This is a genomic window from Phenylobacterium sp., assembly GCF_025351295.1.
GTDB lineage: Bacteria > Pseudomonadota > Alphaproteobacteria > Caulobacterales > Caulobacteraceae > Phenylobacterium.
Genome location: NZ_JANXWD010000021.1, coordinates 1 through 25,637 on the forward strand (window position 1 = coordinate 1; position 25,637 = coordinate 25,637).

Below are 25,637 nucleotides of genomic sequence, written 5' to 3' on the forward strand. Positions count from 1 at the left end.
CCCCCCAACCGTCATCCCGCGGCTGGGCCGCGGGACCCATGCTCGCCTCAACACCACCCCCCCGGCGCGCGCCGCCGCGGGACCTTCCCGCACGGGACGTTCCCCCACGCCTGCGCCACGGTCGGCATGGGTCCCGCGGACCAGCCGCGGGATGACGACTGTAGCCGCCGCTTCGCGGCCCCTTGTGCTCTCCCCCGCTTGACGGACCATGGGTCAAGCGCACGCTATGGCCGTCAGCGCCAAGCCACCGCCCGGACACAACCGGCGGCCCTCGGGAGATCCCAGTATGCATCCGTCCCTCCACGCCGCCGCCAACCCGGACAAGCCGGCCTACGTCATGGCCTACTCGGGCGAGACGGTGACCTACGGCCAGCTGGACCAGCGGTCGAACCAGGGGGCGCACCTGTTCCGCAGCCTGGGCCTGAAGCCCGGCGACGCGGTGGCCCTCTTCATCGAGAACCACCCCCGCTACTACGAGATTCTCTGGGCCTGCCAGCGCTCGGGCCTGCGCTTCACCTGCCTGTCGTCGAAGCTGACCACCGGCGAGGTCGAATATATCGTCAAGGACTGCGAGGCGAAGGCGTTCGTCACCTCCGCCTACCTGGCCGAGATGGCGCTGGCGGTGGCGCCGCTGATCCCCGGGGTGGCGCTCTACATGGTCGGCGGGGCGATCGCCCCCTACGCCAGCTTCGAGGACGCGCGCGCGCCTTTCCCCACCACCCCGGTCGCCGACGAGACCGCCGGCAGCGCCATGCTCTATTCCTCCGGCACCACCGGGCGGCCGAAGGGCGTCAAGCGCGCCGCCGCCGTCGACCCGGCCATCGACGCCCCCAACGGCCTGGCGATGATCGGCCAGGCGCTCTACGGCTGGAACACCGACACCGTCTACCTGTCGCCGGCCCCGCTGTACCACGCCGCCCCGCTGGGCTGGTCGATGGGGGTGCAGGCCATGGGCGGCACGGTGATCATGATGGAGCGCTTCGATCCCGAGGACGCGCTGCGCTTCATCCAGCAGTACAGGGTCACCACCGCCCAGTGGGTGCCGACCCACTTCGTCCGCATGCTGAAGCTGCCGCCGGAGGCGCGGACGAAGTACGACGTGTCGTCGCTGATCTCGGTGTTCCACGCCGCCGCGCCCTGCCCGGTGCCGGTCAAGGAGCAGATGATCGCCTGGTGGGGCCCGATCGTGCACGAGTACTACGCCGGCACCGAGGGCAACGGCTTCTGCATCATCAATTCCGAGGAATGGCTGGCCCACAAGGGCTCGGTGGGCCGGGGCATGACCGCCCAGGTGCGGATCTGCGACGACGAGGGCGAGCCGCTGCCGCCGCGTGCCGAGGGCATGGTGTTCTTCGAAGGCGGCGGCCAGTTCGAGTACCACGGCGACCCGGCCAAGACCGCCGATAGCCGCAACCGGCACGGCTGGACCACGCTGGGCGACGTGGGCTGGGTGGACGAGGAGGGCTTCCTCTACCTCACCGACCGCAAGAGCTTCATGATCATCTCCGGCGGGGTGAACATCTATCCGCAGGAGATCGAGAACCTGCTGATCGGCCACCCCAAGGTCGCCGACGTGGCGGTGGTGGGCGCGCCCGACGAGGAGATGGGCGAGAAGGTCGTGGCGGTGATCCAGCCGATGGACTGGGCCGAGGCCGGCGAGGCGCTGCGGAGCGAGCTGATGGCCTATGCGCGGGCCAACCTCAGCCACGTGAAGGCGCCGCGCCAGCTGGACTTCATGCAGGAGCTGCCACGCCATCAGACCGGCAAACTCTACAAGCGCCTGATCCGCGACGCCTACTGGGCCAAGGACGGTCCCCGGGTGGCGTGAGGGGCGTTTCCGGATCGGAGATCCCGCATTAGACTCCAACGCGATGAAGCCGCCCGCACCCCTGCCAACGGTCGTGACGCCGCCCGACCTGAAGGAAGATCCGCCCGAACTGAGGCGGCCATGGCGCGCGGCCTCGCCGACATGAAGGCCGGGCGCGTCGTCAGCCACGCCGAGGTCAAGGCCTGGCTCGAGCGCTGGGGCCACGGGCCGCCCGGACCGGCTCCACGTCCCTGGAAGACGCGTGGCTGACGTCACCTGGGCAGACGAGGCCCTGCGCGACCTCGAAGCCATCCACGACTACATCGCCCCCGACAGTCCTCGCGCGGCAATCGGCGTCGCGCACGCGCTTATCGCCGCCGGAAACGGCCTGGAGCTCTTCCCCAATCGCGGGCTCGAGCCGCGACAGGCGCCCGCGAACTCGCGATCTTGCCGCCCTATCTGATCCGCTAGGTCTACGACGCAGCGGCGGACCTAGTGACCATCTTCAGCGTCCGGCACGGCGCCAGGAGCGAGCCGTAGCTCCATCCTCGGCAGCATCCGGCCGGGGATGGACCCCGACGGGGTCTGGCCGACGGTGGTGAAGCCGAGGCGCAGATAGATCGCCTCGGCATGGGGATCGGCGTCGACGTCCAGGGCGGGCACGCCGCGCGCGCGGCAGGTCGCCAGCAGCACCGCCATCAGCGCCGCGCCAACGCCCCGCCCCTGGAGATGCGGCTCCACGAAGAAATCCTCGACCGCCGCGCGCCCGTCCGCCTGGCTGAGCGCGATCATCCCGGCCAGCGCGCCCTCGACCTCGGCGACCCAGAAGTCCCAGGCGGCCATCCGCTCCGGCGTGACCGTCAGTTCGGCGCGCGACGCGGCCATGAACGCGTCGTCATAGCCCCAGGACGCCTTGGCGCGCAGGGCGAGTTCGGTCAGCGCCCCGGCCTCGTCGGAACGCGCCGTCCGAACCTGCCCTGCCTGCGTCATGCCCGGCTTCCGCTGCGTCCCGCTTGCCCGGGCCCGGACAGATGTTAGACGCTTGGGGCTCAGAACCAAGGATGAGGGAGTGACGAATGAACCCGGTGGAAATCAAGGACCTGCCCGGAATGGTCGGCCAGGAGGTGGGCGTGTCGGACTGGGTGCTGATCGACCAGGACCGCGTCAACACCTTCGCCGAGGCCACCGGCGACCACCAGTGGATCCATGTGGACGTCGAGCGCGCCACCCGCGAGATCGGCGGCCCGATCGCCCACGGCTACCTGACCCTGTCGCTGATCCCGTTCCTGGGCGCCGGCATGCTGCCGGTGAAGGGCGTGACCCGCGGCATCAACTACGGCTCCGACAAGGTCCGCTTCATCAACATGGTGCGGGTCGGCAAGCGGGTGCGCATGCGCCAAACGCTGATCGGCGCCGAGCCCAAGGCCGGCGGCATGCAGCTGAAGAACCGCTGCACCATCGAGATCGAGGGCGAAGACAAGCCGGCCTGCATCGCCGAGACGATCTCGGTGGTCTACGGCGGGTAGAACCGTCAGTCCCGCGCCGCCTCCTCGGCCGTCGCGGTCTTGGCGCCGGCGACGGGGGCGGCGTCGGCCACCGTGGAGGGGGCCAGCGGGTTGCCCATCAGGCCGATGGTCTCGCGGATGTACTTGGCCTGGGTGACGATGCCGATCTCGAGCCGCTCGTTGTTGAGCTCGACCTGCTGGGTCAGCAGGCCGGCGATGAAGCCGATGTCGGGATCGGCGGCGGGCGGGTCGGAGGCCTTGGTCACCGGCCCGGCGGCCAGCTTGCGGCTGACGAACACCGGACCCCCGGAGTTGCCGGGGAAGACCGAGAAGTCGAGCAGGAAGGTCGGGTAGATCTTCGCCGGCCCCAGCGGGTAGGAGGCCACGCGACCCGAGCGCAGGATCGGGAAGCCGGCGGCATTGGCCGACAGCCCGCGCGGGAAGCCCAGCGCCATCATCTCGTCGCCGGCGTTGATCTGGTATCTGTCGAAGGTGTCGTCGTTGGCCAGGTAGCCCTCCGGCAGGGCGGCCTTGGCGAACTCGGGCGGCGCCTTGATGGTGATGGCGGCCACGTCGCGGTTCGGGTGGTGGGTCCACAGCTCATGGCCGTCGCCGTCGCGGATCTTCAGCGGCTGGGGCGAATAGGTCCAGGAGCCGTCGGGGTTGGAGATGCGGTAGCCGATGCGGGCGTTGGCCCCCGGCATCTTCTGGAACACGTGGTTGGCGGTGATCAGCACGGTGCGCGGCTGGCCGTCCGGCCCTGGCGCGGAGATCAGGAATCCGGTGCCGACGGTACGCGTACCGTCGCCCAGCGGTTGTTCCAGTTGAACGGTCGCCTGGATCAGCTCCACGGCGAGGTCCATGACCATGGCGGTCCCCGTAACTCGATTAGCCCGACGCGTCTAAGGTGCGCGCTCTCGATGTATACGAAGTGAATCACGGACCGGGTTCGCCAACAAGCCGCCACACTTCGGCGAAGCCCGCGCCGGAGTGACGCGCGCGAATCTGCACAGGCCTTGAGCGTCGCGGCGTGGCGTCGCATTAGCCGGGGATGATCCTGCCCACAGCGCCCGTCGCCCCCAAGATCCCGCACACCATCGAACAGCTCGGCCGCGTCCGCACCGACGACTACGCCTGGATGAAGGACGACAACTGGCAGCAGGTGCTGCGCGATCCCAAGGCGCTGCGGGCCGACGTCCGCACCCATCTCGAGGCGGAGAACGCCTACCTGAAGACCGCGCTGGCCGGCACCGAGGCGCTGCAGGCGGCGATGTTCGCGGAGATGAAGGGGCGCATCAAGGAGGACGACAGTTCGGTCCCCGCCCCCGACGGCCCCTACGACTACTATTCGCGCTATGCGCTGGGCGCCGAGCACCCGGTCCACGCCCGCCGGCCCAGAGGCCAGGCCGATGGCGAGCAGGTGCTGCTGGATGAGGACGCCCTGGCCAAGGGCAAGGCCTATTTCCAGGTGGGCGCGGCCAGCCACAGCCCCGACCACAAGCTCTACGGCTGGGCCGCCGACGAACAGGGCAGCGAGTACTACACCCTCCGGGTCAAGGACCTGGCGAGCGGCCAGGAGGTCGGCCCGCCCGTCGAGAGCGCTTATGGCGACTTCGTGTTCTCGCCGGACAGCGCCTGGGTCTTCTGGATCTGGCGCGATGAGAACGCCCGGCCGTCCAAGGTCTTCCGACGCCCGGCGCGCGGCGGCGAAGACGTCCTCGTCTATGAGGAGGCCGACGACGGCATGTTCCTGGGCGTTGGCGTGGCGGCCGACGACAGCCACATCCTGATCCATGTGGGCAACCAGGAGACCACGGAGATCTGGCTGATCCCGGCGACCGACCCTACCGCCGCGCCGGTGGTGGCCGAGCCCCGGCGGGTGGGGGTCAAGTACAGCGCCGACCACTGGAGCGACCGCTGGGTGATCCGCACCAACGACGACGGGGCGGTGGACTTCAAGCTCTCAGTGTCTGAGGCCGCCGTCCCGGCCAAGGCGACCTGGCGCGACTGGATCGCCCACACGCCCGGCCGCTACGTCACCGGCTTCGCGGCCTACGCCGGCTACCTGGTCCGCGCCGAGCGGGTCAACGCCCTGGATCGGCTGGTGGTGACGGCGCGCGACGGGAGCGAGCACATCGTCGACTTCGCCGAGGACGCCTATGCGCTAAACCTGGAGGGCGGCTACGAATACGCCACCACCACCGCCCGCTTCGTCTACCAGTCGCCGACCACGCCGCGGCAGACCTTCGACTACGACCTGGCCACCCGCGAACGCACCCTGCGCAAGACCCAGGAGATCCCCTCCGGCCACGATCCGTCGCGCTATGTCGCCCGCCGGCTCTACGCCAAGGCGGCGGATGGCGCAGAGGTCCCCATCTCCCTGCTGATGCTGAAGGACACCCCGCAGGATGGCTCGGCGCCCGCGCTGCTCTATGGCTACGGCAGCTATGGGCACGCGATGGAGCCCAGCTTCTCGATCCGCAATCTCAGCCTGGTGGACCGCGGCTGGATCTGGGCCGTGGCCCACGTCCGCGGCGGGTCGGACAAGGGCTGGGGCTGGTTCCTGGACGGGCGCAAGGACAGGAAGCCGAACAGCTTCACCGACTTCATCGCCTGCGCCGAGCACCTGGCGGCCGAGGGCTATGCGACCAAGGGCCGGATCGCGGCCTACGGCGGTTCGGCCGGCGGGATGCTGATGGGGGCGGTGGCGAACCTGCGGCCCGACCTGTGGGGCGCGATCGTCGCCGCCGTGCCGTTCGTGGATGTGCTGAACACCATGAGCGACACCACCCTGCCGCTGACCCCGCCGGAGTGGCCGGAGTGGGGCAATCCGATCGAGGACCCCGCCGCCTACGACCTGATCGAGAGCTACAGCCCCTACGACCGGGTCTCGGCCCAGGCCTATCCGCCGGTGCTGGCCACCGGCGGGCTGTCGGATCCGCGCGTCACCTACTGGGAGCCGGCCAAGTGGGTGGCCAAGCTGCGCGATTACACGACGGGCGACGCCCCCATCCTGCTCAAGATCAACATGGAGGCCGGGCACGGCGGCGCGTCGGGCCGGTTCGACTTCCTGAAGGAGATCGCCCTGGACTACGCTTTCGCGGTCTGGGCGCTCGAGGGGAGCTGGAAGGCCGCATGATCATCCGGACGGCGGAGACCGGGGACGCCGAGGCGCTGGCGGCGATCTATGGCCACCATGTGCTGCACGGCTTCGGCACCTTCGAGGAGGTTCCCCCGGACGCCGCGTGGATGGACGCGCGCCGCCGCGACGTGCTGGGCCACGGCCTGCCCTATGTGGTCGCCGAGGCCGCCGGGCGGGTGCTGGGCTATGCCTACGCCAGCCCGTTCCGGCCGCGGCCGGGCTATCGGTTCACCGCCGAGGACAGTGTCTATGTGGCGCCGGACGCCACCGGCCAGGGCGTCGGGCGCGCCGTGCTGGCCCATGTGGTCGGCGACTGCGAGGCGTTCGGTCTGCGCCAGCTGGTGGCGGTGATCGGCGACAGCGGCAATGCCGCCTCCATCGGCCTGCACCGGTCGCTGGGCTTCGAAGACGCCGGCGTCGGGCGCAGTTTCGGGTTCAAGCACGGTCGATGGGTCGATATCGTCTGGATGCAGAGGTCGCTGAACGGCGGCGACGCGCGCGCGCCGGACACTCCGGGATTGTTTCTGTTGGGCGCCTGAATCAAGTGTTCGCCTGTAGGGCGATAGTCTCCGGTGGAATTCGCCCGACAGCACCTATCGGTTGATCAGACCTCGCCCTTATGTAGTTGTACGTAATTGCTTGGACCTAGGAATTCAGCACTATAGGAGACGTCGGACGGGGCCGGCGCGGAATGTAGAATGCATGGCAGGGTTGTGGACGGGAAATCACACAACCGGCGTGGTGAAGATGAACACAGGCTTCGGCATCCTTAGAGGCCAGTTCCTGGCGATCGGCGTTTCAGCGGCCATCCTGGCCGCTCAGTACGGGCTGCGTCCGGTTTTCGACCACTCGGTTTACTTGCTGTGCGCGCCGGCGGTGCTGGTCTGCGCGCTGTTCGGCGGACCGTGGGCGACGCTGACCGGGACCCTGCTGATGGCGGCCGGCGGCTTTGGCCTCGACGGCCTGGCCGGCTTCGCGCCGATCGAGCGCGGCGTCCGGGTCGCGATCTTCCTGACCCTGGGACTGGGCCTCGCCGAGGGCGTCCGCCGGCTGCTCGCCCAGCGCGACGCCGCGATCCGCCAGGCCGTCGACCAGGCCGACCGCGAGGCCCTGCTGCAGGCCAGCCTGGCGATCGTGGCCGACGCCCTGGTGGTGATCGACCACGCCGGCGAAATCCAGAGCTTCAGCCAGGCGGCGGAGCGCCTGTTCGGCTGGACCGCCCGGGAGATGGTCGGCCAGAACTTCAGCCGCCTGATGCCGCCCGGCGAGGGCGTGCCGCTGGCCGGCGAGCCGGCGCACGAGGACGTCAGCGGCAGCCACCGGCAGGTAACCGGCGTCAGCAAGGGCGGCGCCCAGTTTCCCATGGAACTGCGGGTCGGCGAGGCGAAAACCGCCAAGGGCCGGTTCCTGACCATGGTGGTCCGCGACCTCACCTCCATGCAGGAGGCCGAGCGGCGCTCGGAGGAACTGCGCGCCCAGCTCACCCAGGTGTGGAGCCTGAACTCCATGGGCGAGATGGCGTCGGTCCTGGCGCACGAACTCAACCAGCCGTTGTCAGCGGTGACCAACTACCTGCGCGCCGCCCGCAATCTGATCGCGCGTATGGAGCTGGAGGACGACGACCTGATCGACGCCGTGGCGCGGGCCGGGGACCAGGCTGTGCGGGCGGGCGAGATTATCCGCACCATGCGCGACCTAGCGACGCGGGGCGGGACGCTGCAGAAACCCGAGAGTCTGGCCGGGATTATCGGCGAGGTGGACTTCATCGTCTCGCTGATGGCCCGCGACGCGGCTGTGCGCATCGTCTACGACCTCTACAAGGGCGAAGACACGGTGATGGCGGATCGCATCCAAATTCAACAGCTTGTGGTTAACCTGGCTCGTAATGCCATCGAAGCTGTAACGAAGTACCCGAACCGCCAGCTCAGCATCTCAACCCGGCCAGATGCTAGTGGTGGTTTGCTGACGACTGTCGAGGATAGTGGTCCCGGTATCGACCCAAGCGTCGCCGAACGGCTCTTTCAACCTTTGGCGAGCACAAAGCCCGAGGGCATGGGGCTAGGCCTCTCAATTTCCAGTGCTATAGTCGAAAACCATAAGGGGCGGATTTGGGTTGAACCCAGTCGGCTCGGTGGCGCCGCATTTTGTTTTGTATTGGCGCGGGCTGGTAATGATGGTGACGCCAACAACAGATCGAACGGTGTTCGTCGTCGATGACGATGCGGCGGCGCTGGATTCGCTCGTCATGTTGCTCAAGTCCGATGGCCTGACGCCCAAGGGGTTCATCTCCGCCCACGACTTCTTGGCGACTTTCGATCCGGAGGCGCGCGGCTGCGTGATCACCGACCTGCGCATGCCCAGCATGGATGGGGTCGAGCTGATCAAGGCGCTGAAGGGGGTCGGCTGCATACTACCCGTGATTGTCATCACCGGTCATGCCGACGTCAGCCGGGCCGTGGACGCCATGAAGGCGGGCGCCAACGACTTCCTCGAGAAGCCCTACGAGAGCGAGCAGATCCTGCGCGCCGTGCGCGCCTGCCTCGAAGACAACGACGCCGCCGTCGACGCCGAGGCCGCCCGCAACCGCATCCAGCGGCGCATGGACAGCCTGACCGCGCGCGAACGCCAGGTGCTGGACCTGATCATGGAAGGAGCCAGCAACAAGGTGATCGCGGCCAGGCTGGCGATCAGCCCGCGCACGGTGGAGATCTACCGCGCCAATGTGATGTCGAAGATGCGCGCCGACAGCCTGTCGGAACTGATCCGCACCACCATCACCGCCGGCGCGGCCTGAACCCTCAGGCGTGCGGCAGATAGAGGCTGGCGGTCGTCCCGTGGCCTTCGCGGGACGCCAGCACCAGCCGCCCGCCGGCCGCCTCGACGAAGTCCCGCGCGCCGCAGAGGCCAAGCCCCGTGCCGCCGCGACCGCAGCGGGTGCTGAAGAACGGCTCGGTCGCCCGCGCCAGGACCTCCTGCGACATGCCGACGCCGGTGTCGGACACCGTCACCACGATGTAGCGCCCGGCTGCCAGGGCCAGGCCTTGGGCGCATGCGGCGTCCAGGGTGCGCGCCTGGGCGGTGAGGGTCATCACGCCGCCGGCCGGCATCGCGTGGCTGGCGTTGACGCAAAGGTTCAGCAGCGCCGACTCCAGTCCCGCGCCGTCCACGGCGCCCATCAGCGGCGCGTCGGTCAGGCGGACCTCGACGGTCACCGAACGCGGCGCGGCCAGGCGGGCGCGGCGCGCCGTGGCGGCCACCGCCTCGGCGCAATCGACCGGGCCCTGCGCCGGGTCCTGCGAGAGGTCCAGCAGACGCCCGACCAGTTCCGCGCCCCGCTCGGCGGCGGCCTGGGCGGCTTCGGCCAGCTCGCGCCCCGTGGAGCCTTGCGGCAACTGCGCCGCCAGCGCCTCGTTGGCGTTGAGGATCACGGTCAGCAGATTGTTGAAGTCGTGCACCAGGGCGCCGGCTTGCCGATGCAGCGCCGCCAGGCGCGCCTCGGCGTCGGAGGTGTCAGGCCGCTTCGGGTCCGGATGCAGGAAACCGTCGAATGCCATCCTGGTGCGCCCCCTTGCGCGCCTGTGACCAAATTGTGGCCGAGCCCATCAGAAACACACGCCTGGGTGGGAATCATCCCCAGATGATTACCTAGGTAGTTCTCCCGCGGTGGCTTGCCGCACCCCGGGGGTGAAAGCGGCCACGCGCACGCGGCCGCCAGGACTTGAACGAAACCCGCAGCTTAGGCCGCGAGGCGGACCGTGCGGGCGTCGCGCAGCATGTAGCCGCCGCCCCACACCGTCTCGATCTGGGCGTCGCCGCCGGAGGCCGCCGCGATCTTCTTGCGCAGCTTGCAGATGAAGACGTCGATGATCTTGATCTCGGGCTCGGAAAGGCCGTTGTAGAGGTGATTGAGGCACGCCTCCTTGGTGAGCACGGTGTTCTTCCGCAGCGAGAGCAGCTCCAGCATCTTGTACTCGCTGGGTGTCAGGTGGATCGGCGTGCCGTCGACCTCGACCTGGCGCGTCGACAGGTTGAGCGCGATCTTGCCGGTGTAGATGATCGATTCCGCGTGGCCTCGCGAGCGCCGCACGACCGCTCCGATCCGGGCCACCAGCTCGCCGCGATGGAAGGGCTTGGTGACATAGTCGTCGGCGCCGGCCAGCAGGGCCTGGACCTTCACGTCCGCCTCCGCGGAGCCGGTCAGGATGATCACCGGCGTGGCCAGCTTCTTGATCCGCAGCGCGCGGAGCGTCTCCAGGCCGCCGATGTCCTCCAGGTCGAGGTCCAGCAGGATGGTGTCGTAGTCGTAGAGTCCGGCCAGATCGACGGCCTCCTCGCCGGAGGCGGTGAGGGAGACGTTGTGACCCTCGTTGACCAGCACCAGTTCCAGGCTCTTGGCGGTGGAGTCGTTGTCTTCCACGATAAGGATGTGCATGGCTAACCCTCTTGCTCGTTGGCGTTGATGGATTTGGCGGCGATGACGGACTGGGAAATCTTCAGCAGCTCGGACATCCGGAACGGCTTGGCGAGGACCTCGTCCGCGCCCAGATGCTTGGCCCAGCTGAGGTAGTCGGCGCCGCGGCTGCGGCCGGCGCCGGAGATGGCGATCACCTTGGGCGGCCGCTTGGCGCCCTTGATCGCCCGGATCGCGCCGATGCCCTCGATGTCCGGCATGACGATGTCGGTGATCACCAGGTCGGGGCGGTGGGCGCTGGCCATCCGGATGCCCTTGCGCCCGTTGTCGGCGGCCACCGTCGAGAAACCCGCCGCCTGAAACGCCATCGACATCAGGCGCAACAGCGCCGGATCGTCGTCGATGATCAGAACCTTGCCACCCACTTTTGCCCCCGGGACCGAGTGGACCGGGGTCCGCCTTCAGCCGTTGTTCACTATGGTTAACGACTAAGAACCACAGTGATTCGGGGCGTGGATATCCCGGTCGATTACCTAGGGAGAATCCCGTGTGACGGGCTGTCGCAGCAATTTGGAGTTGTGAGCTGCATCCGGCGCGTCGACGCTGCCGCAACGGCCCGATCCCATCGCGCTGGCGAAGGACCGTAGCTGGGGACCTGGGGCTCGAACCCAGGATGCTGGCGCTAAGGGCGCTCTGTTGGCCCCGCGTTCAAGCCTGTAGCGTGTAGGCTCCGCGCGACAGTGTGACACGCCAGCGGCACGCCACGGCCTGCACAAACGAAACCGACGGGCCAGGCAGCCAGACGCGGCCCCGCGGTCGACCCGCGGGCTCGGGCTAGGCTTCGTCGCCGCCAGCCTCGCCGGCGCGCCGGAGTTCCGGTGGAAGGCGGAAGACGATGCTCTCTTCGACGCCGTCCATCTGGGCGAGGTCGACGGGCTCGATCTCGCGCAGGACCGCGATCACCTCCTGCACCAGCGCCTCCGGCGCCGACGCCCCGGCGGTCAGGCCGACGACCTGGGCGCCCCGGACCCAGTCGGCCCGCACGGCGGCCCCGTCGGCGACGAGATAGCTGGGCACGCCGGCCTCGACGCCGATCTCGCGCAGCCGGTTGGAATTGGAGCTGTTGCCGGCGCCGACCACCAGCAGGACGTCGACACTGCGGCAGAGCGCCCGCACCGCCGATTGCCGATGCTGGGTCGCGTAGCAGATGTCGGAGGTGTTCGGCCCCACGATGTCGCTGAACCGGGCCTTGAGGGCGGAGATCACGCCGCGGGTCTCGTCGACGCTCAACGTGGTCTGGGTGACGTAGGCGGCCGGCAGGTCGGCGGGCAGGTCCAGGGTCGATACGTCGTCCACCGTCGAGACCAGATGGACCGGCGTATCCACCTGGCCGAGGGTGCCCTCGACCTCGGGGTGGCCGGCGTGGCCGATCAGGATCAAGGCCCGGCCCTGGGCCACATAGCGGCGGCTCTGGGCATGCACCTTGGACACCAGGGGGCAGGTGGCGTCCAGCACCGGCAGACCCCGGGCTCGCGCGTCGTCGGCCACCGAACGGGCGACGCCATGGGCGCTGAAGATCGTCACCGCCCCGGCGGGAATCTCGTCGAGCTCGTCGACGAACCGCGCGCCCTTGGCCTCCAGGCTGCTCACCACATGCTGGTTGTGGACGATCTCGTGGCGGACATAGACTGGCGCGCCAAATTTCTCGATCGAGCGTTCGACGATCTCGATGGCGCGCACCACCCCGGCGCAGAAACCACGCGGCTGGGCCAGGACCACTCGCATCGCCACCTCCCATTGCGCGCGGCCCCGGAGGGCGCGCCAGGACCAGATGCCCTGTCTAGTTAGATTGACAGATAGTGCCCCAGGACGCCAAGTATCTCGTGGTCGAGTGACGATTTGGGGCTGGACCGGCGTCCATTTGACGGATTGGATGGGAATCGCCGGCCGTCATGGTGCTGGAGGTGTCCATGAGTGTTTACAGTCCGGTCCTGGACCAGGTCACTGTCCCGTCGGACCTGCGCGGCCTTTCCAAGGACCAGTTGCGGCAATTGGCCGACGAACTGCGGCAGGAGACGATCAACGCGGTCTCGGTCACCGGCGGGCACCTCGGCGCGGGCCTGGGGGTGGTGGAGCTCACGGTCGCCCTGCACTATGTGTTCGACACCCCGCGCGACCGCCTGATCTGGGACGTCGGCCACCAGGCCTATCCGCACAAGGTGCTGACCGGGCGGCGCGACCGCATCCGGACGCTGCGCCAGGGCGGCGGCCTGTCAGGCTTCACCAAGCGCAGCGAAAGCGAGTACGACCCGTTCGGCGCGGCCCATTCCTCGACGTCGATCTCGGCCGGCCTCGGGATGGCCGTGGCGCGCGACCTGTCGGGCGGCGACAACCGGGTGATCTGCGTCATCGGCGACGGGGCGATGAGCGCCGGTATGGCCTATGAGGCGATGAACAACGCCGGCGCCCGCAAGGGCCAGCTGCTGGTGATCCTCAACGACAACGACATGTCGATCGCCCCGCCGGTGGGCGCGCTGAGCCGGCGCCTGGCCAAGCTCGTCTCGTCGAAAAGCTACCAGTTCCTGCGTGGGTTCGGGCGTGGCCTGGCCGAGCGCCTGCCCCGGCCGCTGCGCAGGGCGGCCGCCCGCGCCGAGGAATACACCCGCGGGATGCTGATGGGCGGCACGCTGTTCGAGGAGCTGGGGTTCCTGTACCTGGGCCCGATCGACGGCCACGACTTCGACCACCTGCTGCCGGTGCTGGAGAACATCCGCGACAACGGCATCGGCGGGCCGGTGCTGCTGCACGTGGTGACCGAGAAAGGTCACGGCTATGCGCCGGCGGCGCGGTCCGCGGACAAGCTGCACGCCGTCAGCCGGTTCGACGTGGTGACCGGCGCGCAGTCGAAGGCGCAGGCTGCGGCGCCCAGCTACACCAAGGTCTTCGCCGAGGCGCTGGTGCGCGAAGCCGAGGCGGACGACCGGGTCGTGGCGATCACCGGCGCCATGCCGGCCGGGACCGGGCTCGATCTGTTCGAAAAGCGGTTCCCCGACCGGATGTTCGACGTGGGCATCGCCGAGCAGCACGCCGTGACCTTCGCCGCCGGCCTGGCGACCGAAGGCTACAAACCCTTCTGCGCGATCTATTCGACCTTCCTCCAACGCGCCTACGATCAGGTGATCCACGACGTCGCGCTGCAGAAGCTCCCGGTCAGGTTCGCCATCGACCGGGCCGGGCTGGTGGGCGCGGACGGCGCGACCCATGCCGGCGCGTTCGACATGGCCTACCTGGGCTGCCTGCCGGGGTTCGTGATCATGGCCGCAGCGGACGAGGCGGAGCTGATGCACATGGTCGCGACCGCGGCCGCCTACGACAAGGGGCCGATCGCCTTCCGCTACCCCCGCGGCGAGGGGGTCGGCGTCGCCCTGCCCGAACGCGGCCAGGTGTTGCCGATCGGCAAGGGCCGGGTCCTGCGCGAGGGCAAGGACGTCGCCCTGCTCAGCGTCGGCACGCGGCTACAGCCCGCGCTCGCCGCGGCCGAGCGGCTGCAGATGCGCGGCATCTCCTGCACGGTCGCCGACGCGCGGTTCGTCAAGCCGTTCGATCGCGACCTGGTCCGCCGGCTGGCCCAAAGCCACCACATGCTGATCACCCTGGAGGAGGGGTCGATCGGCGGGTTCGGCAGCCAGGTGCTCGACTACCTGGCGAACAACGATCTGATGCGCGCCGGCCTGTCCGTGCGCACCCTGATGCTGCCGGACGCGTTCCAGGACCACGACGACCCGCAGAAGCAATATTCGGACGCCGGCCTGAACGCGGCCGACATCGTCCGGATCGTCGAAACCAGCCTGGCCAAGACGGCCTGAACCGACGCGGAACCCTCAATTCGCCAGGGCTCGGCGCAAGTTGGGCGCGGAGGCGCCGAAGCTGTCGAGGCCGACGATCCCGCCGTTCAGGCCCACATATTTCCACCACGAGCCTGAGGCTCCGGCCTCGACGGTGACGGCCTCAGGCGTGGCGATCACCGCCGCGTCGCTCATGAGGCCCGGCGCTTCTTGTCCAGCAGCTGCCAGACCATCGGCGTGAAGATCAGCTGCATCGCCAGCGGCATCGACCCGCCTGGACAGACGATGGTGTTCGGCCGCGACATGTAGCTGTCGTGCAGCATGGACAGCAGGTAGGGGAAATCGATGCCGGCCGGATCGCGGAAGCGGATAACCAGGATGCTCTCCGCCGCCGACGGAATGTCACGGGCGATGAAGGGGTTGGACGTGTCGACCACCGGAACGCGCTGGAAGTTCACGTGCGTCCGGGAAAACTGCGGACAGATGTAGGTCAGGTAGTCCGGCATCCGCCGCAGGATGGTGTCGACCACCGCCTCTTTCGAATAGCCGCGCTGCGAGCGGTCGCGATGCAGTTTCTGGATCCACTCCAGATTGATGATCGGCACGACGCCGACCAGCAGGTCCGCATGCTGGGCGACGTCCACGTCCTCATGGGCCACCGCCCCGTGCAGCCCCTCGTAGAACAGCAGATCCGAGCCTGGCGCGAGGTCCTCCCAGGGCGTGAAGGTGCCCGGCGGCTGGCCATAGGGCGCCGCCTCGGTCGGGTCGTGAAGGTACTTTCGCGCCTTGCCGCCGCCGTTCTCGCCATAGTCGCGAAACAGCGCCTCCAGCTCGGCGAACAGGTTGTTGTCGGGCCCGAAGTGGCTGAGGTGGTTGTTCCCCCTCGCCTGGGCCAGGGTGATCTGTTCGCCCATGGCCGCGCGATCGTAGCGGTGGAAGGCGTCGCCCTCGATGATGGCGGCGTCGACGCCCTCGCGCCGAAAGATCTGCTGAAAGGTCGTGCGCACGGTGGTCGTGCCGGCGCCGGAGGACCCCGTCGCGGCGATGATGGGATGCTTCTTGGACAAGGCGCGGGCTCCTCAGACCCGGCGGAACAGCGAACGGCGGTGCAGCAACGGCGTTCGAAACACCATCGCCTCGCCGCGATCGTAGCCCGCATGGTGGGTCTCCAGCCGCGTGACCTCGTCCTTCGAGCCGAAGATCAGGGGCGTGCGCTCATGCACTGCGCGCGGCGTGATCCCGAGAATCCGCTCGCGGCCGGTGGAGGCGGCGCCGCCGGCGGCCTCGATCAGCTTGGCGGCCGGATTGGCTTCGTACAGCAGCCTCAGGCGCCCCTTGCGGGCCGGTTTGCGATTGTCCCAGGGGTAGAGAAAGATGCCGCCGCGCACGAGGATTCGATGCAGTTCGGCGACCAGGGCGCCGTTCCAGCGCATGTTGTAGTCTTCGCCGCGCAGACCCTCCGCGCCGTCCTGGCACTGCTGGACGAACAGCTGCACCGGCGGTTCCCAGAACCGCTGGTTTGAGGCGTTGATGGCAAACTCCCGCGTGTTCTGCGGCAGGGTCATGTCGGGGTGCGTCAGCCGGAAGACCCCATCGCCGGGATCCAGCGTGAACCCATGGACGCCACGCCCCAGGGTGATGACCAGCAGGGTGGTCGAGCCGTACAGGGCGTAGCCGGCGACGATCTGAGCGTCGCCATTCTGCAGGAAGTCTTCGGGCGCGACCTTGGCCGCGGGCGCGCGCAGGACCGAGAAGAACGCGCCGACCGTCATCGCCGTTTCGGTATTCGACGACCCGTCGAGCGGATCGATGACCAGCAGATAGGGCGCGCTGCCGAGCCGCTCGTCGGCGTAGACCGGCTCCTCCATCTCCTCCGAAACCAGCCCAGCGATAAAGGGGCCGCACTCGGCGAGGAAAATGTCGTTGGCCACGACGTCGAGCGGCTTCTGCGACTCCCCCTGGACGTTGACCTCCAGAGCGGCGGTAAACGGCATCAGCCTGCCCAGCCTGGCGGCCTTGCCGACCGCCCGGCAGGCGCGCGAGATCGCGCCGACCAGGGCCGCGAGGCTCGCCTCCGGCGGCGCGTCCCAATGGCTGGGATCGGCGACGAAGGCCTCGAACGACATCGGCGTATCGGCAAGCGGCTCAGCGGCCATCGTCGCCATCCGTAAACACCCGGCTGGCGCGAATGTCCTCGGCCCGGATGGTCTCCAGCGCTTCGCGGTCGACCACGGCGGACCAGCCGTCGCACAGCCGGCGGGCCTGGCGCAGGCGCGCGCGGTCCAGGGCGTTGCGGATCGAACGCGCATTGGCGAAGTTGGGCCGCGCCTGGCGACGCTTGATGTAGTCCAGCATCGCCACCGCACCCTCGGCGTCGAAGCGATAGTTCATCTGCTCGGCGATCAGCTTGGCGATCCTGAACAGCTCTTCGGTCGAATAGTCGGGGAAGTCGATATTGTGGGCGACCCGCGACGCCATGCCCGGATTGCTGCTGAAGAACGCCTTCATCTGCTCGCTGTAGCCCGCGAGGATCACCACCAGGTCGTCGCGATTGTCCTCCATCACCTGGAGCAGGATCTCGATCGACTCTTGGCCGTAGTCGCGCTCGTTCTCGGGCCGATAGAGGTAGTAGGCCTCGTCGATGAACAGCACGCCGCCCATGGCGCGCTTCAGCGCCTCCTTGGTCTTGGGCGCGGTGTGGCCGATGAACTGGCCGACCAGATCGTCCCGGGTCACGCTGACCACATGGTCGCGTCGGATATAGCCGAGACGGTGGAGGATGCGGGCCATGCGGCGCGCCACCGTCGTCTTGCCGACGCCGGAATTGCCGGTGAAGCACATGTGCAGCGACGGCGGCGTCGAGGTCAGGCCGACCTGGGCGCGCGCCCGGTCGACAACCAGCAGGGCGGAGATCTCCTGGATGCGCCGCTTCACCGGCGCCAGGCCCACCAGCTCCGCGTCCAGTTCCTCGAACATCTCGCCAAGCTCCACCTGGTTGGCCAGGGCGGCGAGGTCGATGCGATCCGGGACGGTGGCGTCGATGACGTTGGACGGGGTGGTCATGCGGCCCTCCGTCGGTCCGGCACGTCCGCCAATTTGTGGCGCAGGCGCGCCAGATCGGCGGCCAGGAGGCTGGGGGCGATCAGACACCGGGCTGGGGTCATGGCGTGCGCCCGGGACCGTAGCGCCGCCCCGGGGGGGCGTCGGCGGCGTAGGGGCGCAAGGTGTATCCGATGTTGCGGCCGGGGCCGTCCGCGCGGATCAGCTCGAACCCCGGCTCGTCCGGCGGCCGGTGCACGATGAAGCTCATCCGCAGCGTCTCGAAGCCCTTGCTGGCGTCGAAGGCGAGGAGCCGCACGTAGCAGCGCGGCTGGGCTTCGCGGCAAGCGTTGACCTCGATCACCACCCCCGCCGGGTCCTTGAGGTCGAACATCGGCGCGCCCCACATCTCCCAGTAGACATTGCGTGGATGCGGATCGTCGGTGAACTCGACCGCCATCGACCAGCCCTGGTCCAGGGCGTAGGCGCACTGCGCAGCGATTTCCGGATCGGTGAGATCGGGCAGGAAGGAGAATTGGCCCTGGGTGAGACGCATCGGGAACCTCCTCAGCTCGCCGTCGGCGTGGGAACGAAATCGACCGAGTCCGTGGAAGCAAAGTCGAAGGTGACATGCGCCCAGGTATCCAGCGCGGCCCGCAGCGGCGCGCAACTCCGCGCGGCCTGGACAAGGATGTCGGGTCCCTCGTTCCAGATGTCGCGGCCTTCGGTGCGCGCCTTGACCATGGCCTCCAGGGCGACCCGGTTGGCCGTGGCGCCCGCGGAGATCCCCATGGGATGGCCGATCGTGCCGCCGCCGAACTGCAGCACGACGTCCTCACCCAGATAGGTCAGCAGCTGGTGCATCTGGCCGGCGTGGATGCCGCCGGAGGCCACCGGCATCATCTTCTTCAGGCTGGCCCAGGGCTGGTCGAAGAAGATCCCGTGCTCCAGGTTCTTCGGGACATGGGTTTCGCGGCAGGTGTCGTAGATGCCGCGCACGACGTTGGGGTCGCCCTCGAGCTTGCCGACCACCGTACCGGCGTGGATGTGGTCCACCCCCGCCATCCGCATCCATTTGGCGATGACGCGGAAGGAGACGCCGTGCGCCTTCTGCCGGGTATAGGTCGAGTGGCCCGCGCGGTGCAGGTGCAGGATCATATCGTTGCGGCGGGCCCACTTGGCCATCGACTGGATCGCGGTGTAGCCGATCACCAGGTCGATCATCACGATGACGCTGCCGAGGTCACGCGCGAACTCGGCGCGCTCGTACATGTCCTCCATGGTGGCGGCGGTGACGTTGAGATAGTGGCCCTTGATCTCGCCGCTGACCGCGTTCGCCTTGTTGACGCCCTCCATGCAGTAGAGGAACCGGTCGCGCCAATGCATGAACGGCTGTGAGTTGATGTTCTCGTCGTCCTTGGTGAAGTCCAGCCCGCCGCTCAGCGCTTCGTAGACGACCCGTCCGTAGTTGCGCCCCGATAGGCCGAGCTTCGGCTTCATCGTCGCCCCCAGCAGCGGGCGGCCGTAGCAGTTCAGCCGTTCGCGCTCGCCGACGATGCCGGTCGGGGGGCCTTGGAAGGTCTTCAGGTAGGCGGTCGGAATGCGCATGTCCTCGAGGCGCAGCGCCTTGAGCGGCTTGAAACCGAAGACATTGCCGATGATCGACGCGGTAAGGTTGGCGATCGAGCCTTCCTCGAACAGGTCGATGTCGTAGGCGATGTAGGCGAAGTACTGGCCCGGCGAACCGGGCGCCGGCTCCAGGCGATAGGCCTTGGCCTGATAGTGCGAGTGGTCCGTCAGCCGGTCGGTCCAGACCACCGTCCAGGTCGCGGTCGAGGACTCGCCGGCCACCGCGGCGGCGGCCTCCTCCGGATCGACATCGTCCTGCGGGGTGATCCGGAAGACCGCCAGTATGTCGGTCTCGGACGGCTCATAGTCGGGCGCCCAATAGCCCATCTGCTTATATTTGAGCACGCCGGGCTTGTAGCGTTCCTTGGCCGCGAGGGGCGCGATTTCACCGGTCTTTGTCATGGCAGCGCGCTTCCTCCCTGGACCTTCGCGGGCGCCTTATCGATCGCCATGGATCGGCCTGGCGGGCCTGTCGCGGCACACCGCGTGTCTCGAACTGGGCCTGGGGCTGCTGAAGGCGCTGGATGTTCATGGCTCGCCCTGGATGCGCACTTGGTTCGTCGCGCACCGCCGGTCGATGCCGCTCCTGCCGCTGCATGCGCGCCTGAAGGCCTTCATCCTCGCCGAGGGTCGCGGGGTGGTGGCCGAGATGGAGGCGGTCAACGCGCGGAACCCAACCCCGCCGCCTTCGCGGGGCTGAGCCAGGGGTCGCGCTATTGCGTGAAGGCATAGTGGTGCGCGACGGCCCACCCGTGCCAGTCGTCGACCACGGTGCCGGTGATCAGGATGCCGATCCCGCCGGTCAGCGGCGTCAGCACGGCGAACCACCAGGCCCAGCGGTGCACCGACTCCATCGTGGCGTTGAACCCCATGGTCCAGCGCCAGAACAGGGCCGCCCGCTCCGAGGCCGTGCCGCGATCGGTGACCTGCTCGATCTCCCGCTCGCCGCCATACCGGCTGACCGCCAGGATCGTGGCGCCGTGCATGGCGAACAGCAGGGTGGAGCCGTAGAGGAAGACGATCGAGAGGCAGTGGAACGGGTCGTAGAACAGGTTGCCGTAGCGGATCGAGAACGACCCCACCCAATCCAGGTGCGGGAAGATTCCAAACGGTACGGCTTCGCTCCAGCTGCCCATGAAGATCGGCCGGATGAAGCCCAGCACCAGGTAAAGCCAGATCGCCGAGGCGAAGGCCCAGGCCACGTGGGTGCCGAGGCCCAGGGCCCGCGCCCGGGTATAGGTCCGGACCCACCACAGGATGAGCGATGCGGTCAGGAAGAATCCCGCCATCAGCCACCATCCGCCCTGCGCCAGGGGCGGGAAGATCTGCAGCCCGTATTCCGGCGGCGGCGGCTGCAGGGAGAGCCAGGGCAGCTGCCGCACGAACTCGGCGGGATTCCAGCCCACCGAAGCCCACATGTTGAGTCCGATGATCTCGAAGGCCAGGAAGCCGCAGAGCAGCGACGCGACACCCGTGACACCAAGATAGATCGGCCCGATCTGCGCGTTGCCGATGATGCCCAGCAGCCACGATTGCCAGGGGGTCCCGTCGCGGCTGAACTGGCCCGCCGGGAGGGCGACCCCCATCTCGGCCGGCCCGCGGACCTGGACCTGGGTGAATATGTTTTGATAACCCGCCACAGTCCGTCTCCTCGCTAGCCCCAAATCGGGAGGTTACGCCACCAGTTCCACCATTCCGGCCAGCCGAGCGACCACACCGGGCCGCTGATGACGATGCAGACCGCGCTCCAGAACACCGCCGACAACGCCAGGAAAAGGCCAAGCCGGTGAATGCCCAGGGTGCCGATCGAGTAGCCCATCACGTCGCGGAAGAAGGTGTCTTCATGCTCCGGCGTCTTGACCGCCTCGCCCTTGCCGGGATTGGTCGCCGACAGGATCAGCGAGCCGTGCAGGGAGAGCGCGAAGGTCGTCGCAAAGAAGAACGACACGGCGATCATGTGCGCTGGATTATAGTGGAAATTCAAATATCTATACCCGGTGTTGGACACCCACTCCAGGTGGCTGAAGATGCCGTAGGGAAAGGCGTATCCCCAGGCCCCGAGCAGCGCCGGCCGCACCACCTCAAGCACGAAATAGGCCAGGATCGCGAAGCTGAAGGCGAACGGCACATGCATGCCGATCCCCAGCTTGCGGGCGATCTCCACTTCGCGCAGCGCCCACGACCCGAAGGCCCCCAGGGCGCAGAAGGTGATGGCCTGCCACAGGCCGCCCTCCTTGAGCGGCGCCAGCGCCATGCCGTAGCTGATGTCGGGCGGCGCGATGCTGATGCGCCAGATGTTCCAGGTGGGCCCAAGCGCGGCGCCGTAGACGATCAGCGCCGTCCCGAGGGCGGCGAAGAACACCGACGTCACTCCAAAGAAGCCGACGTAGAAGGGGCCGACCCAGAAATCGAACAGATCGCCGCCGAGCAGAGTGCCTCCGCGCACGCGGTATTTTCGTTCAAAGCTCAGCAACGCCATGGCTGCGGGTCTCCGCGCTGGTTTGTTCGTCCGCCAGGTCCGACCTGGGAGTTCGGAAGTCCGGGTGGCGGGCGGGTCGGCCAGGGCCGACACACGCCCGCTCCCTTCTTGGGTAGATCAGGAGACGATCGCGCCTAGGCGGGCTTGATCGGCGCCTTGGTCGGATCGACCGTCAGGGTTTGCGACGCCGCAGGAGCGGCGTGCTTGACGTTCGGGCCTTCGATCCAGTTGAACCGCGACGTGCTGAGCAGGATGAAGTGAATCAGCAACGCCAGGACAAACAGGAAGACGAACAATCCGACGAGTACGCGTCTTGGATCAAATAGAAGCCAGATCCTCCACATGATAGTTCTCCTTTAGCTGAAGTAGCTCAGAGCCAACTGACCGGCCATCTTTCCGTGCTCCATCAGCTCGGAGTAACCCTGGACACCAGGCAACCAGGGACGCCAGTTCCAAACCAGAACGTGCGCGATGATCGCGATGATGGTGAACCCGATGAAGCTTCCCATGAAAATTCGATGGAATTCTTTTGCTTCCGCTTCAGTCAAGCCCGTCAAGCTACCTGTACTTAGATCTCTTTCTGCCATAACTCCTGCTCCAATCTCGCTGTTGCTCACCCTATGGACGGGATTACTTTGACAGCGACGCCAACCGCGAGGACCATCATCGCGATCTCTTGATGAGGCCGTTGAGAACAACCCCACTTGAGCGCGGGCCGTCGCAGCTGCGTGTTTGCTGCCGTCCGCCCGTAGGCGGCGCGAAGGCGTCCCTGCCCATCATGCCGCCTGGCCCTCCATCAGGCCCGCGTGCGCGATCGCGACACGACTCGCCAGGACGCGCCCCTCGCCGGCCAGGCGCGCGCCGCGCTCGGCCGCGTCACGCAGGCGTTTCGCCGCGGAAATCCGCACCAGAACCGGCTGCGCCTCGACAATTCGGTCGAGCGCCGCCTTGGCGTCCGGGTCCCAGGCCAGCTCGACATGCCGGCGCGCCGGCGTCGCCTCCACCTTGTCCATCTGCGCGGCGAGCGGGAGGATGTGGAAGAGCGCGTCGAACAGCGCGTTGCAGACCTCCTGCACCAGGTAGGTCGCGCCGGCGTAGCCCATGAACGGCGTGCCGGTATGGCGGCGGATGATCGCCCCCGGGAAGGAGGCGGGAATGTAGGTGGCCCGGGATCCGGCCTCGGCCATGTACATCCGCTCGTTGAAGCTGCCGAACATGACCAGGGGCGGCGTCTCGCGAATGGCGCGCCTTACCGCCTCGTTGTCCGACTTGCGCCCGGCGACCCGCGAGACGGCGAACATGCAGGGCAGGCCCATGTCGGTTTCGAGGAAGGCGCGGATCCCGCGGGCGTAGGTCTCGTTGGCCACGACGGCGAAGCTGGCGGTGCCGAAGAAGTCCTGGGTCACCGAGCGCCACAGATCCCAGATCGGCTTGATGGTGGTGTGCTTTTCCCGCGCGATGAAGGGTTCCGGATCGAGCTCCAGCAGCTCGCCAAGCGTGCGGAGGAACCGGGTGGTGGAGTCGAGCCCGATCGGCGCCTGCAGATAGGGCCGCTCCAGGGTCTCGCAGAGCTGCCGGCCGAACTCCCGGTACATGCAGACGTTGACGTCGGCATCCGCCAGTCGGCGCACGTCCGCAAGATGACTGCCCAGCGGGAAGACCAGGTTGACCTGGGCGCCGATCCCCTCGATCAGCCGCCGGATCTCCGCCAGGTCCGACGGCATGTTGAACATGCCGTACATCGGCCCGATGATGTTGACCTTCGGCGGCTCGCCGTCCTTGCGGGGGCGCAACTTCGGGACCTTCTTCGGACCGAACTGGGTCCAGAGCCAGGTCAGGGCGCGATCGGCGCTCTGCCACTGATCCTCATCGATCGTGCGCGGCAGGAAGCGCTGGATATTGGTGCCTTCCGGGGTGACGCCGCCGCCGATCATCTCGGCGATCGATCCGGTGACCACCACCGCCGGCAGGTCACGGTCGAGCGTGCGCCAGGCCCGCTTCATCGCGCCCTCGGTGCCGGTCTGGCCCAGTTCCTCCTCGCCGAGACCGGTCACCACGATCGGCAACTCATGTGGCGGCAGGCCGTCGGTGTAGTGCAGCACCGAGGTCACGGGCAGGTTCTCGCACCCCACCGGTCCGTCGATGATGACCTGCAGCCCCTTGATGGCCGTGAAGGCGTAGACCGCGCCCCAATAGCCGCCCGCGCGATCATGATCGAGGATCAGCGTCATGAGCCGACCGCCTCTTCCTGGGCGCGGGCCGCGGCCATGGTCTTGGCGTAGCGCGCCTTGAACTCGGGCCGGTCGATCGGGGTGTCTTCCCAGACACCGCTGGCGTGCCCTGTGCCGACGCCTTCGAAGAAGGCGCTCATCTGGTCGAAGCGGGCCTTGTTCGCGAGCGCGGCGTTGATCACCTGAGCCAGCGAGCCGGCCCCCGCCGGTCCCATCAGCGGCCGGGCCGAGATCAGGTTGGTGAAGTAGAGCGCGGGGATCGAGCGCTGCTTGGCGTACTGCACCACCGGGGTCGTGCCGATGGCGAGGTCGGGTCCGAACTCCTCGAACGCGGCGATGTCCTGCTCCAGCGAGGCGCGGAACTGCACCCGCACACCCCGTGATTCCAGCCACTCGCGGTCCGGGTCGGACCAGGGGGTGCGCGGGCAGGCGGTGCCGACATACGGCACGTCGGCGCCGCTCTCCAGCAACAGCCGGGCGACCAGCAGTTCGGAGCCCTCGTAACCGCTGAGGGTGATGCGGCCGCGGATCGGCGCGGCGGCGAGCGCACCCTGGATGGCCGGCAGGAAGCGGTTCTTGGACGCGTCCACCTGGGACTGGGCGATCCCGCAGGCCTGACCGATGGCATCGAGCCAGGCGGCCGTGCCGTCGCGCCCCACCGGCGCCGAACCGACGATCGCGCGGCCAGCGGCGGTGAATTCACGCACCGAGGCGGTGTAGAAGGGGTGGATCGCAGCCACGGCGGCGCAGTCCAGGGCGGCGTACAGCTCGCGCCATTCCCGGGTCGGCACGACCGGGCCGGCGGCCAGGCCCAGCGGCTCAAGCATCATGCCGATGCCCACCGGATCGGCGGGGAACATCTCGCCCAGCAGGGTGATGGTGGGCTTGTCGGACTGCTCGCGCGGCGCGGCGACCGGACCCTGCTCGGCCTCGCCGCGGGCGTATTTCAGCATGGCCCCGGCCAGTACGTCCTTGGCCTCCGCGTGCGTGGGGATGCCGAAGCCCGGAACGTCGATGCCGATGATCCGCACGCCGTTGATCTGCTTGGGCAGCAGTTGCAGCGGCACGCCGGAGGCGGTGGGCACGCAGAGGTTGGTGACGATCACCGTGTCGTAGAGTGCGGGATCGGCCAGCTGGAAGACGGCTTCTCGGATGTCCTCGAAGAGTTTGCCGGTCACCAGGGTTTCGGAGTTGAACGGGACGTAGCCCACGGTCCGGCGTGCGCCGTAGAAGTGCGAGGTGAAGGTCAGGCCGTAGACGCAGCAGGCCGAGCCGGACAACACCGTGGCCGTGCGGCGCATGCGCAGCCCGACGCGGAGCGAGCCGAAGGCGGGGCACATGCTCTGGGGCTGGTCATGGGGGCCCTTGGGATAGTCCTTGGCGTACCGGTCGAGGATGTCGGATTTGCCGGCGCTCTGGGCGGCCTGGCGCAGTTCATCCGGCCCGGCGTGGCATCCGCCGCCGTCGCCGACGCCCGGCGAAGCGACGACCTCGCTCACCGCGCCATCGGCGGAGATCATCGCGTCGGAGGGCGCCCGGTCGCTCATCG

28 protein-coding genes are annotated in these 25,637 nt (G+C 68.2%); 10 read left to right on the top strand and 18 right to left on the bottom strand.

Annotation, left to right across the window (positions count from 1 at the left end; genetic code table 11):
• The first annotated feature begins 286 nt into the window (after nt 1–286).
• The 3 genes from Q0R13_RS02975 to Q0R13_RS02985 all read left to right on the top strand — a co-directional run bounded on the left by Q0R13_RS02975 (nt 287) and on the right by Q0R13_RS02985 (nt 2,270).
• Nucleotides 287–1,828 carry an acyl-CoA synthetase gene (locus Q0R13_RS02975; protein WP_293899226.1) on the top strand — a complete coding sequence of 514 codons (1,542 nt, stop codon included), beginning with the start codon at nt 287–289 and terminating at the stop codon, nt 1,826–1,828.
• Nucleotides 1,829–1,948: 120 nt separating this feature from the next.
• The gene (locus Q0R13_RS02980; protein ID WP_293899229.1) at nt 1,949–2,077 is read left to right on the top strand and encodes a hypothetical protein; all 129 of its coding nucleotides are present in this window, start codon (nt 1,949–1,951) and stop codon (nt 2,075–2,077) included.
• Nucleotides 2,070–2,270, top strand: coding sequence for a type II toxin-antitoxin system RelE/ParE family toxin (locus Q0R13_RS02985; protein ID WP_293899232.1), 201 nt, complete (start codon nt 2,070–2,072; stop codon nt 2,268–2,270). The genes Q0R13_RS02980 and Q0R13_RS02985 overlap by 8 nt, the downstream gene beginning before the upstream one ends.
• Before the next feature lie 29 nt (nt 2,271–2,299).
• On the opposite strand, the gene Q0R13_RS02990 is transcribed toward Q0R13_RS02985, so the two are convergent.
• Entirely contained in the window at nt 2,300–2,797 is a 498-nt protein-coding gene (locus Q0R13_RS02990; protein WP_293899234.1) for a GNAT family N-acetyltransferase, read from the bottom strand.
• Between the two features lie 86 nt (nt 2,798–2,883).
• On the opposite strand from Q0R13_RS02990, the gene Q0R13_RS02995 reads away from it, so the two are divergent.
• On the top strand, nt 2,884–3,333 hold the full coding sequence (locus Q0R13_RS02995; protein WP_293899236.1) for a MaoC family dehydratase: 450 nt from the start codon (nt 2,884–2,886) through the stop codon (nt 3,331–3,333).
• A gap of 5 nt (nt 3,334–3,338) precedes the next feature.
• Here the strand turns inward: Q0R13_RS02995 and Q0R13_RS03000 are convergent, their stop codons facing one another.
• Nucleotides 3,339–4,181 carry a serine protease gene (locus Q0R13_RS03000; protein ID WP_293899239.1) on the bottom strand — a complete coding sequence of 281 codons (843 nt, stop codon included), beginning with the start codon at nt 4,179–4,181 and terminating at the stop codon, nt 3,339–3,341.
• A 182-nt stretch (nt 4,182–4,363) separates the two neighbouring features.
• Here Q0R13_RS03000 and Q0R13_RS03005 point away from each other — a divergent pair, with 182 nt between their 5' ends.
• From Q0R13_RS03005 to Q0R13_RS03020, 4 genes are all read left to right on the top strand, one after another.
• Entirely contained in the window at nt 4,364–6,451 is a 2,088-nt protein-coding gene (locus tag Q0R13_RS03005; RefSeq protein ID WP_293899242.1) for a S9 family peptidase, read from the top strand.
• On the top strand, nt 6,448–6,993 hold the full coding sequence (locus Q0R13_RS03010) for a GNAT family N-acetyltransferase (RefSeq protein ID WP_293899245.1): 546 nt from the start codon (nt 6,448–6,450) through the stop codon (nt 6,991–6,993). Before Q0R13_RS03005 ends, Q0R13_RS03010 begins: the two co-directional genes overlap by 4 nt.
• Before the next feature lie 208 nt (nt 6,994–7,201).
• The gene (locus tag Q0R13_RS03015) at nt 7,202–8,671 is read left to right on the top strand and encodes an ATP-binding protein (RefSeq protein WP_293899247.1); all 1,470 of its coding nucleotides are present in this window, start codon (nt 7,202–7,204) and stop codon (nt 8,669–8,671) included.
• Nucleotides 8,655–9,248 (top strand): response regulator, encoded by a 594-nt coding sequence (locus tag Q0R13_RS03020; protein WP_293899250.1) that lies wholly within the window; start codon nt 8,655–8,657, stop codon nt 9,246–9,248. Before Q0R13_RS03015 ends, Q0R13_RS03020 begins: the two co-directional genes overlap by 17 nt.
• Nucleotides 9,249–9,252: 4 nt before the next feature.
• Here Q0R13_RS03020 and Q0R13_RS03025 read toward each other — a convergent pair whose 3' ends face one another.
• From Q0R13_RS03025 to ispH, 4 genes are all read right to left on the bottom strand, one after another.
• Entirely contained in the window at nt 9,253–10,008 is a 756-nt protein-coding gene (locus tag Q0R13_RS03025) for an ATP-binding protein (RefSeq protein WP_293899253.1), read from the bottom strand.
• Between the two features lie 182 nt (nt 10,009–10,190).
• The gene (locus tag Q0R13_RS03030; protein WP_293899256.1) at nt 10,191–10,886 is read right to left on the bottom strand and encodes a response regulator transcription factor; all 696 of its coding nucleotides are present in this window, start codon (nt 10,884–10,886) and stop codon (nt 10,191–10,193) included.
• Between the two features lie 2 nt (nt 10,887–10,888).
• A complete protein-coding gene (locus Q0R13_RS03035; protein ID WP_293899259.1) occupies nt 10,889–11,290 on the bottom strand; it encodes a response regulator in 402 nt (133 codons plus the stop codon).
• 409 nt (nt 11,291–11,699) lie between these two features.
• Nucleotides 11,700–12,650: a 4-hydroxy-3-methylbut-2-enyl diphosphate reductase gene (gene ispH, locus Q0R13_RS03040; RefSeq protein WP_293899262.1), complete on the bottom strand. Its 951-nt coding sequence runs from the start codon at nt 12,648–12,650 to the stop codon at nt 11,700–11,702.
• Between the two features lie 185 nt (nt 12,651–12,835).
• Here ispH and dxs point away from each other — a divergent pair, with 185 nt between their 5' ends.
• Nucleotides 12,836–14,731, top strand: coding sequence for a 1-deoxy-D-xylulose-5-phosphate synthase (dxs, locus tag Q0R13_RS03045; RefSeq protein WP_293899265.1), 1,896 nt, complete (start codon nt 12,836–12,838; stop codon nt 14,729–14,731).
• A 15-nt stretch (nt 14,732–14,746) separates the two neighbouring features.
• Here the strand turns inward: dxs and Q0R13_RS03050 are convergent, their stop codons facing one another.
• The 6 genes from Q0R13_RS03050 to Q0R13_RS03075 form a co-directional block, all read right to left on the bottom strand.
• The gene (locus Q0R13_RS03050) at nt 14,747–14,905 is read right to left on the bottom strand and encodes a hypothetical protein (RefSeq protein ID WP_293899268.1); all 159 of its coding nucleotides are present in this window, start codon (nt 14,903–14,905) and stop codon (nt 14,747–14,749) included.
• The gene (locus tag Q0R13_RS03055) at nt 14,902–15,777 is read right to left on the bottom strand and encodes a phosphoribulokinase (protein ID WP_293899271.1); all 876 of its coding nucleotides are present in this window, start codon (nt 15,775–15,777) and stop codon (nt 14,902–14,904) included. The genes Q0R13_RS03050 and Q0R13_RS03055 overlap by 4 nt, the downstream gene beginning before the upstream one ends.
• Nucleotides 15,778–15,789: 12 nt before the next feature.
• A complete protein-coding gene (locus Q0R13_RS03060) occupies nt 15,790–16,875 on the bottom strand; it encodes a class 1 fructose-bisphosphatase (protein ID WP_293899274.1) in 1,086 nt (361 codons plus the stop codon).
• Nucleotides 16,856–17,773 carry a CbbX protein gene (gene cbbX, locus Q0R13_RS03065; protein WP_293899277.1) on the bottom strand — a complete coding sequence of 306 codons (918 nt, stop codon included), beginning with the start codon at nt 17,771–17,773 and terminating at the stop codon, nt 16,856–16,858. Before cbbX ends, Q0R13_RS03060 begins: the two co-directional genes overlap by 20 nt.
• Before the next feature lie 97 nt (nt 17,774–17,870).
• Nucleotides 17,871–18,305: a ribulose bisphosphate carboxylase small subunit gene (locus Q0R13_RS03070; RefSeq protein ID WP_293899279.1), complete on the bottom strand. Its 435-nt coding sequence runs from the start codon at nt 18,303–18,305 to the stop codon at nt 17,871–17,873.
• An 11-nt stretch (nt 18,306–18,316) separates the two neighbouring features.
• Nucleotides 18,317–19,780 (bottom strand): form I ribulose bisphosphate carboxylase large subunit, encoded by a 1,464-nt coding sequence (locus Q0R13_RS03075; RefSeq protein ID WP_293899281.1) that lies wholly within the window; start codon nt 19,778–19,780, stop codon nt 18,317–18,319.
• Between the two features lie 142 nt (nt 19,781–19,922).
• On the opposite strand from Q0R13_RS03075, the gene Q0R13_RS03080 reads away from it, so the two are divergent.
• Entirely contained in the window at nt 19,923–20,078 is a 156-nt protein-coding gene (locus Q0R13_RS03080; RefSeq protein WP_293899284.1) for a hypothetical protein, read from the top strand.
• Between the two features lie 13 nt (nt 20,079–20,091).
• Here Q0R13_RS03080 and pufM read toward each other — a convergent pair whose 3' ends face one another.
• The 6 genes from pufM to bchY all read right to left on the bottom strand — a co-directional run bounded on the left by pufM (nt 20,092) and on the right by bchY (nt 25,635).
• A complete protein-coding gene (gene pufM / locus Q0R13_RS03085; protein WP_293899287.1) occupies nt 20,092–21,018 on the bottom strand; it encodes a photosynthetic reaction center subunit M in 927 nt (308 codons plus the stop codon).
• A gap of 14 nt (nt 21,019–21,032) precedes the next feature.
• Entirely contained in the window at nt 21,033–21,824 is a 792-nt protein-coding gene (gene pufL / locus Q0R13_RS03090) for a photosynthetic reaction center subunit L (RefSeq protein ID WP_293899290.1), read from the bottom strand.
• A 167-nt stretch (nt 21,825–21,991) separates the two neighbouring features.
• Entirely contained in the window at nt 21,992–22,201 is a 210-nt protein-coding gene (gene pufA, locus Q0R13_RS03095) for a light-harvesting antenna LH1, alpha subunit (RefSeq protein WP_293899293.1), read from the bottom strand.
• Nucleotides 22,202–22,213: 12 nt separating this feature from the next.
• A complete protein-coding gene (pufB, locus tag Q0R13_RS03100; RefSeq protein WP_293899296.1) occupies nt 22,214–22,474 on the bottom strand; it encodes a light-harvesting antenna LH1, beta subunit in 261 nt (86 codons plus the stop codon).
• 159 nt (nt 22,475–22,633) lie between these two features.
• Nucleotides 22,634–24,088, bottom strand: coding sequence for a chlorophyllide a reductase subunit Z (bchZ, locus tag Q0R13_RS03105; RefSeq protein WP_293899299.1), 1,455 nt, complete (start codon nt 24,086–24,088; stop codon nt 22,634–22,636).
• Nucleotides 24,085–25,635 (bottom strand): chlorophyllide a reductase subunit Y, encoded by a 1,551-nt coding sequence (gene bchY / locus Q0R13_RS03110; RefSeq protein WP_293899302.1) that lies wholly within the window; start codon nt 25,633–25,635, stop codon nt 24,085–24,087. Before bchY ends, bchZ begins: the two co-directional genes overlap by 4 nt.
• Nucleotides 25,636–25,637: the final 2 nt, after the last annotated feature.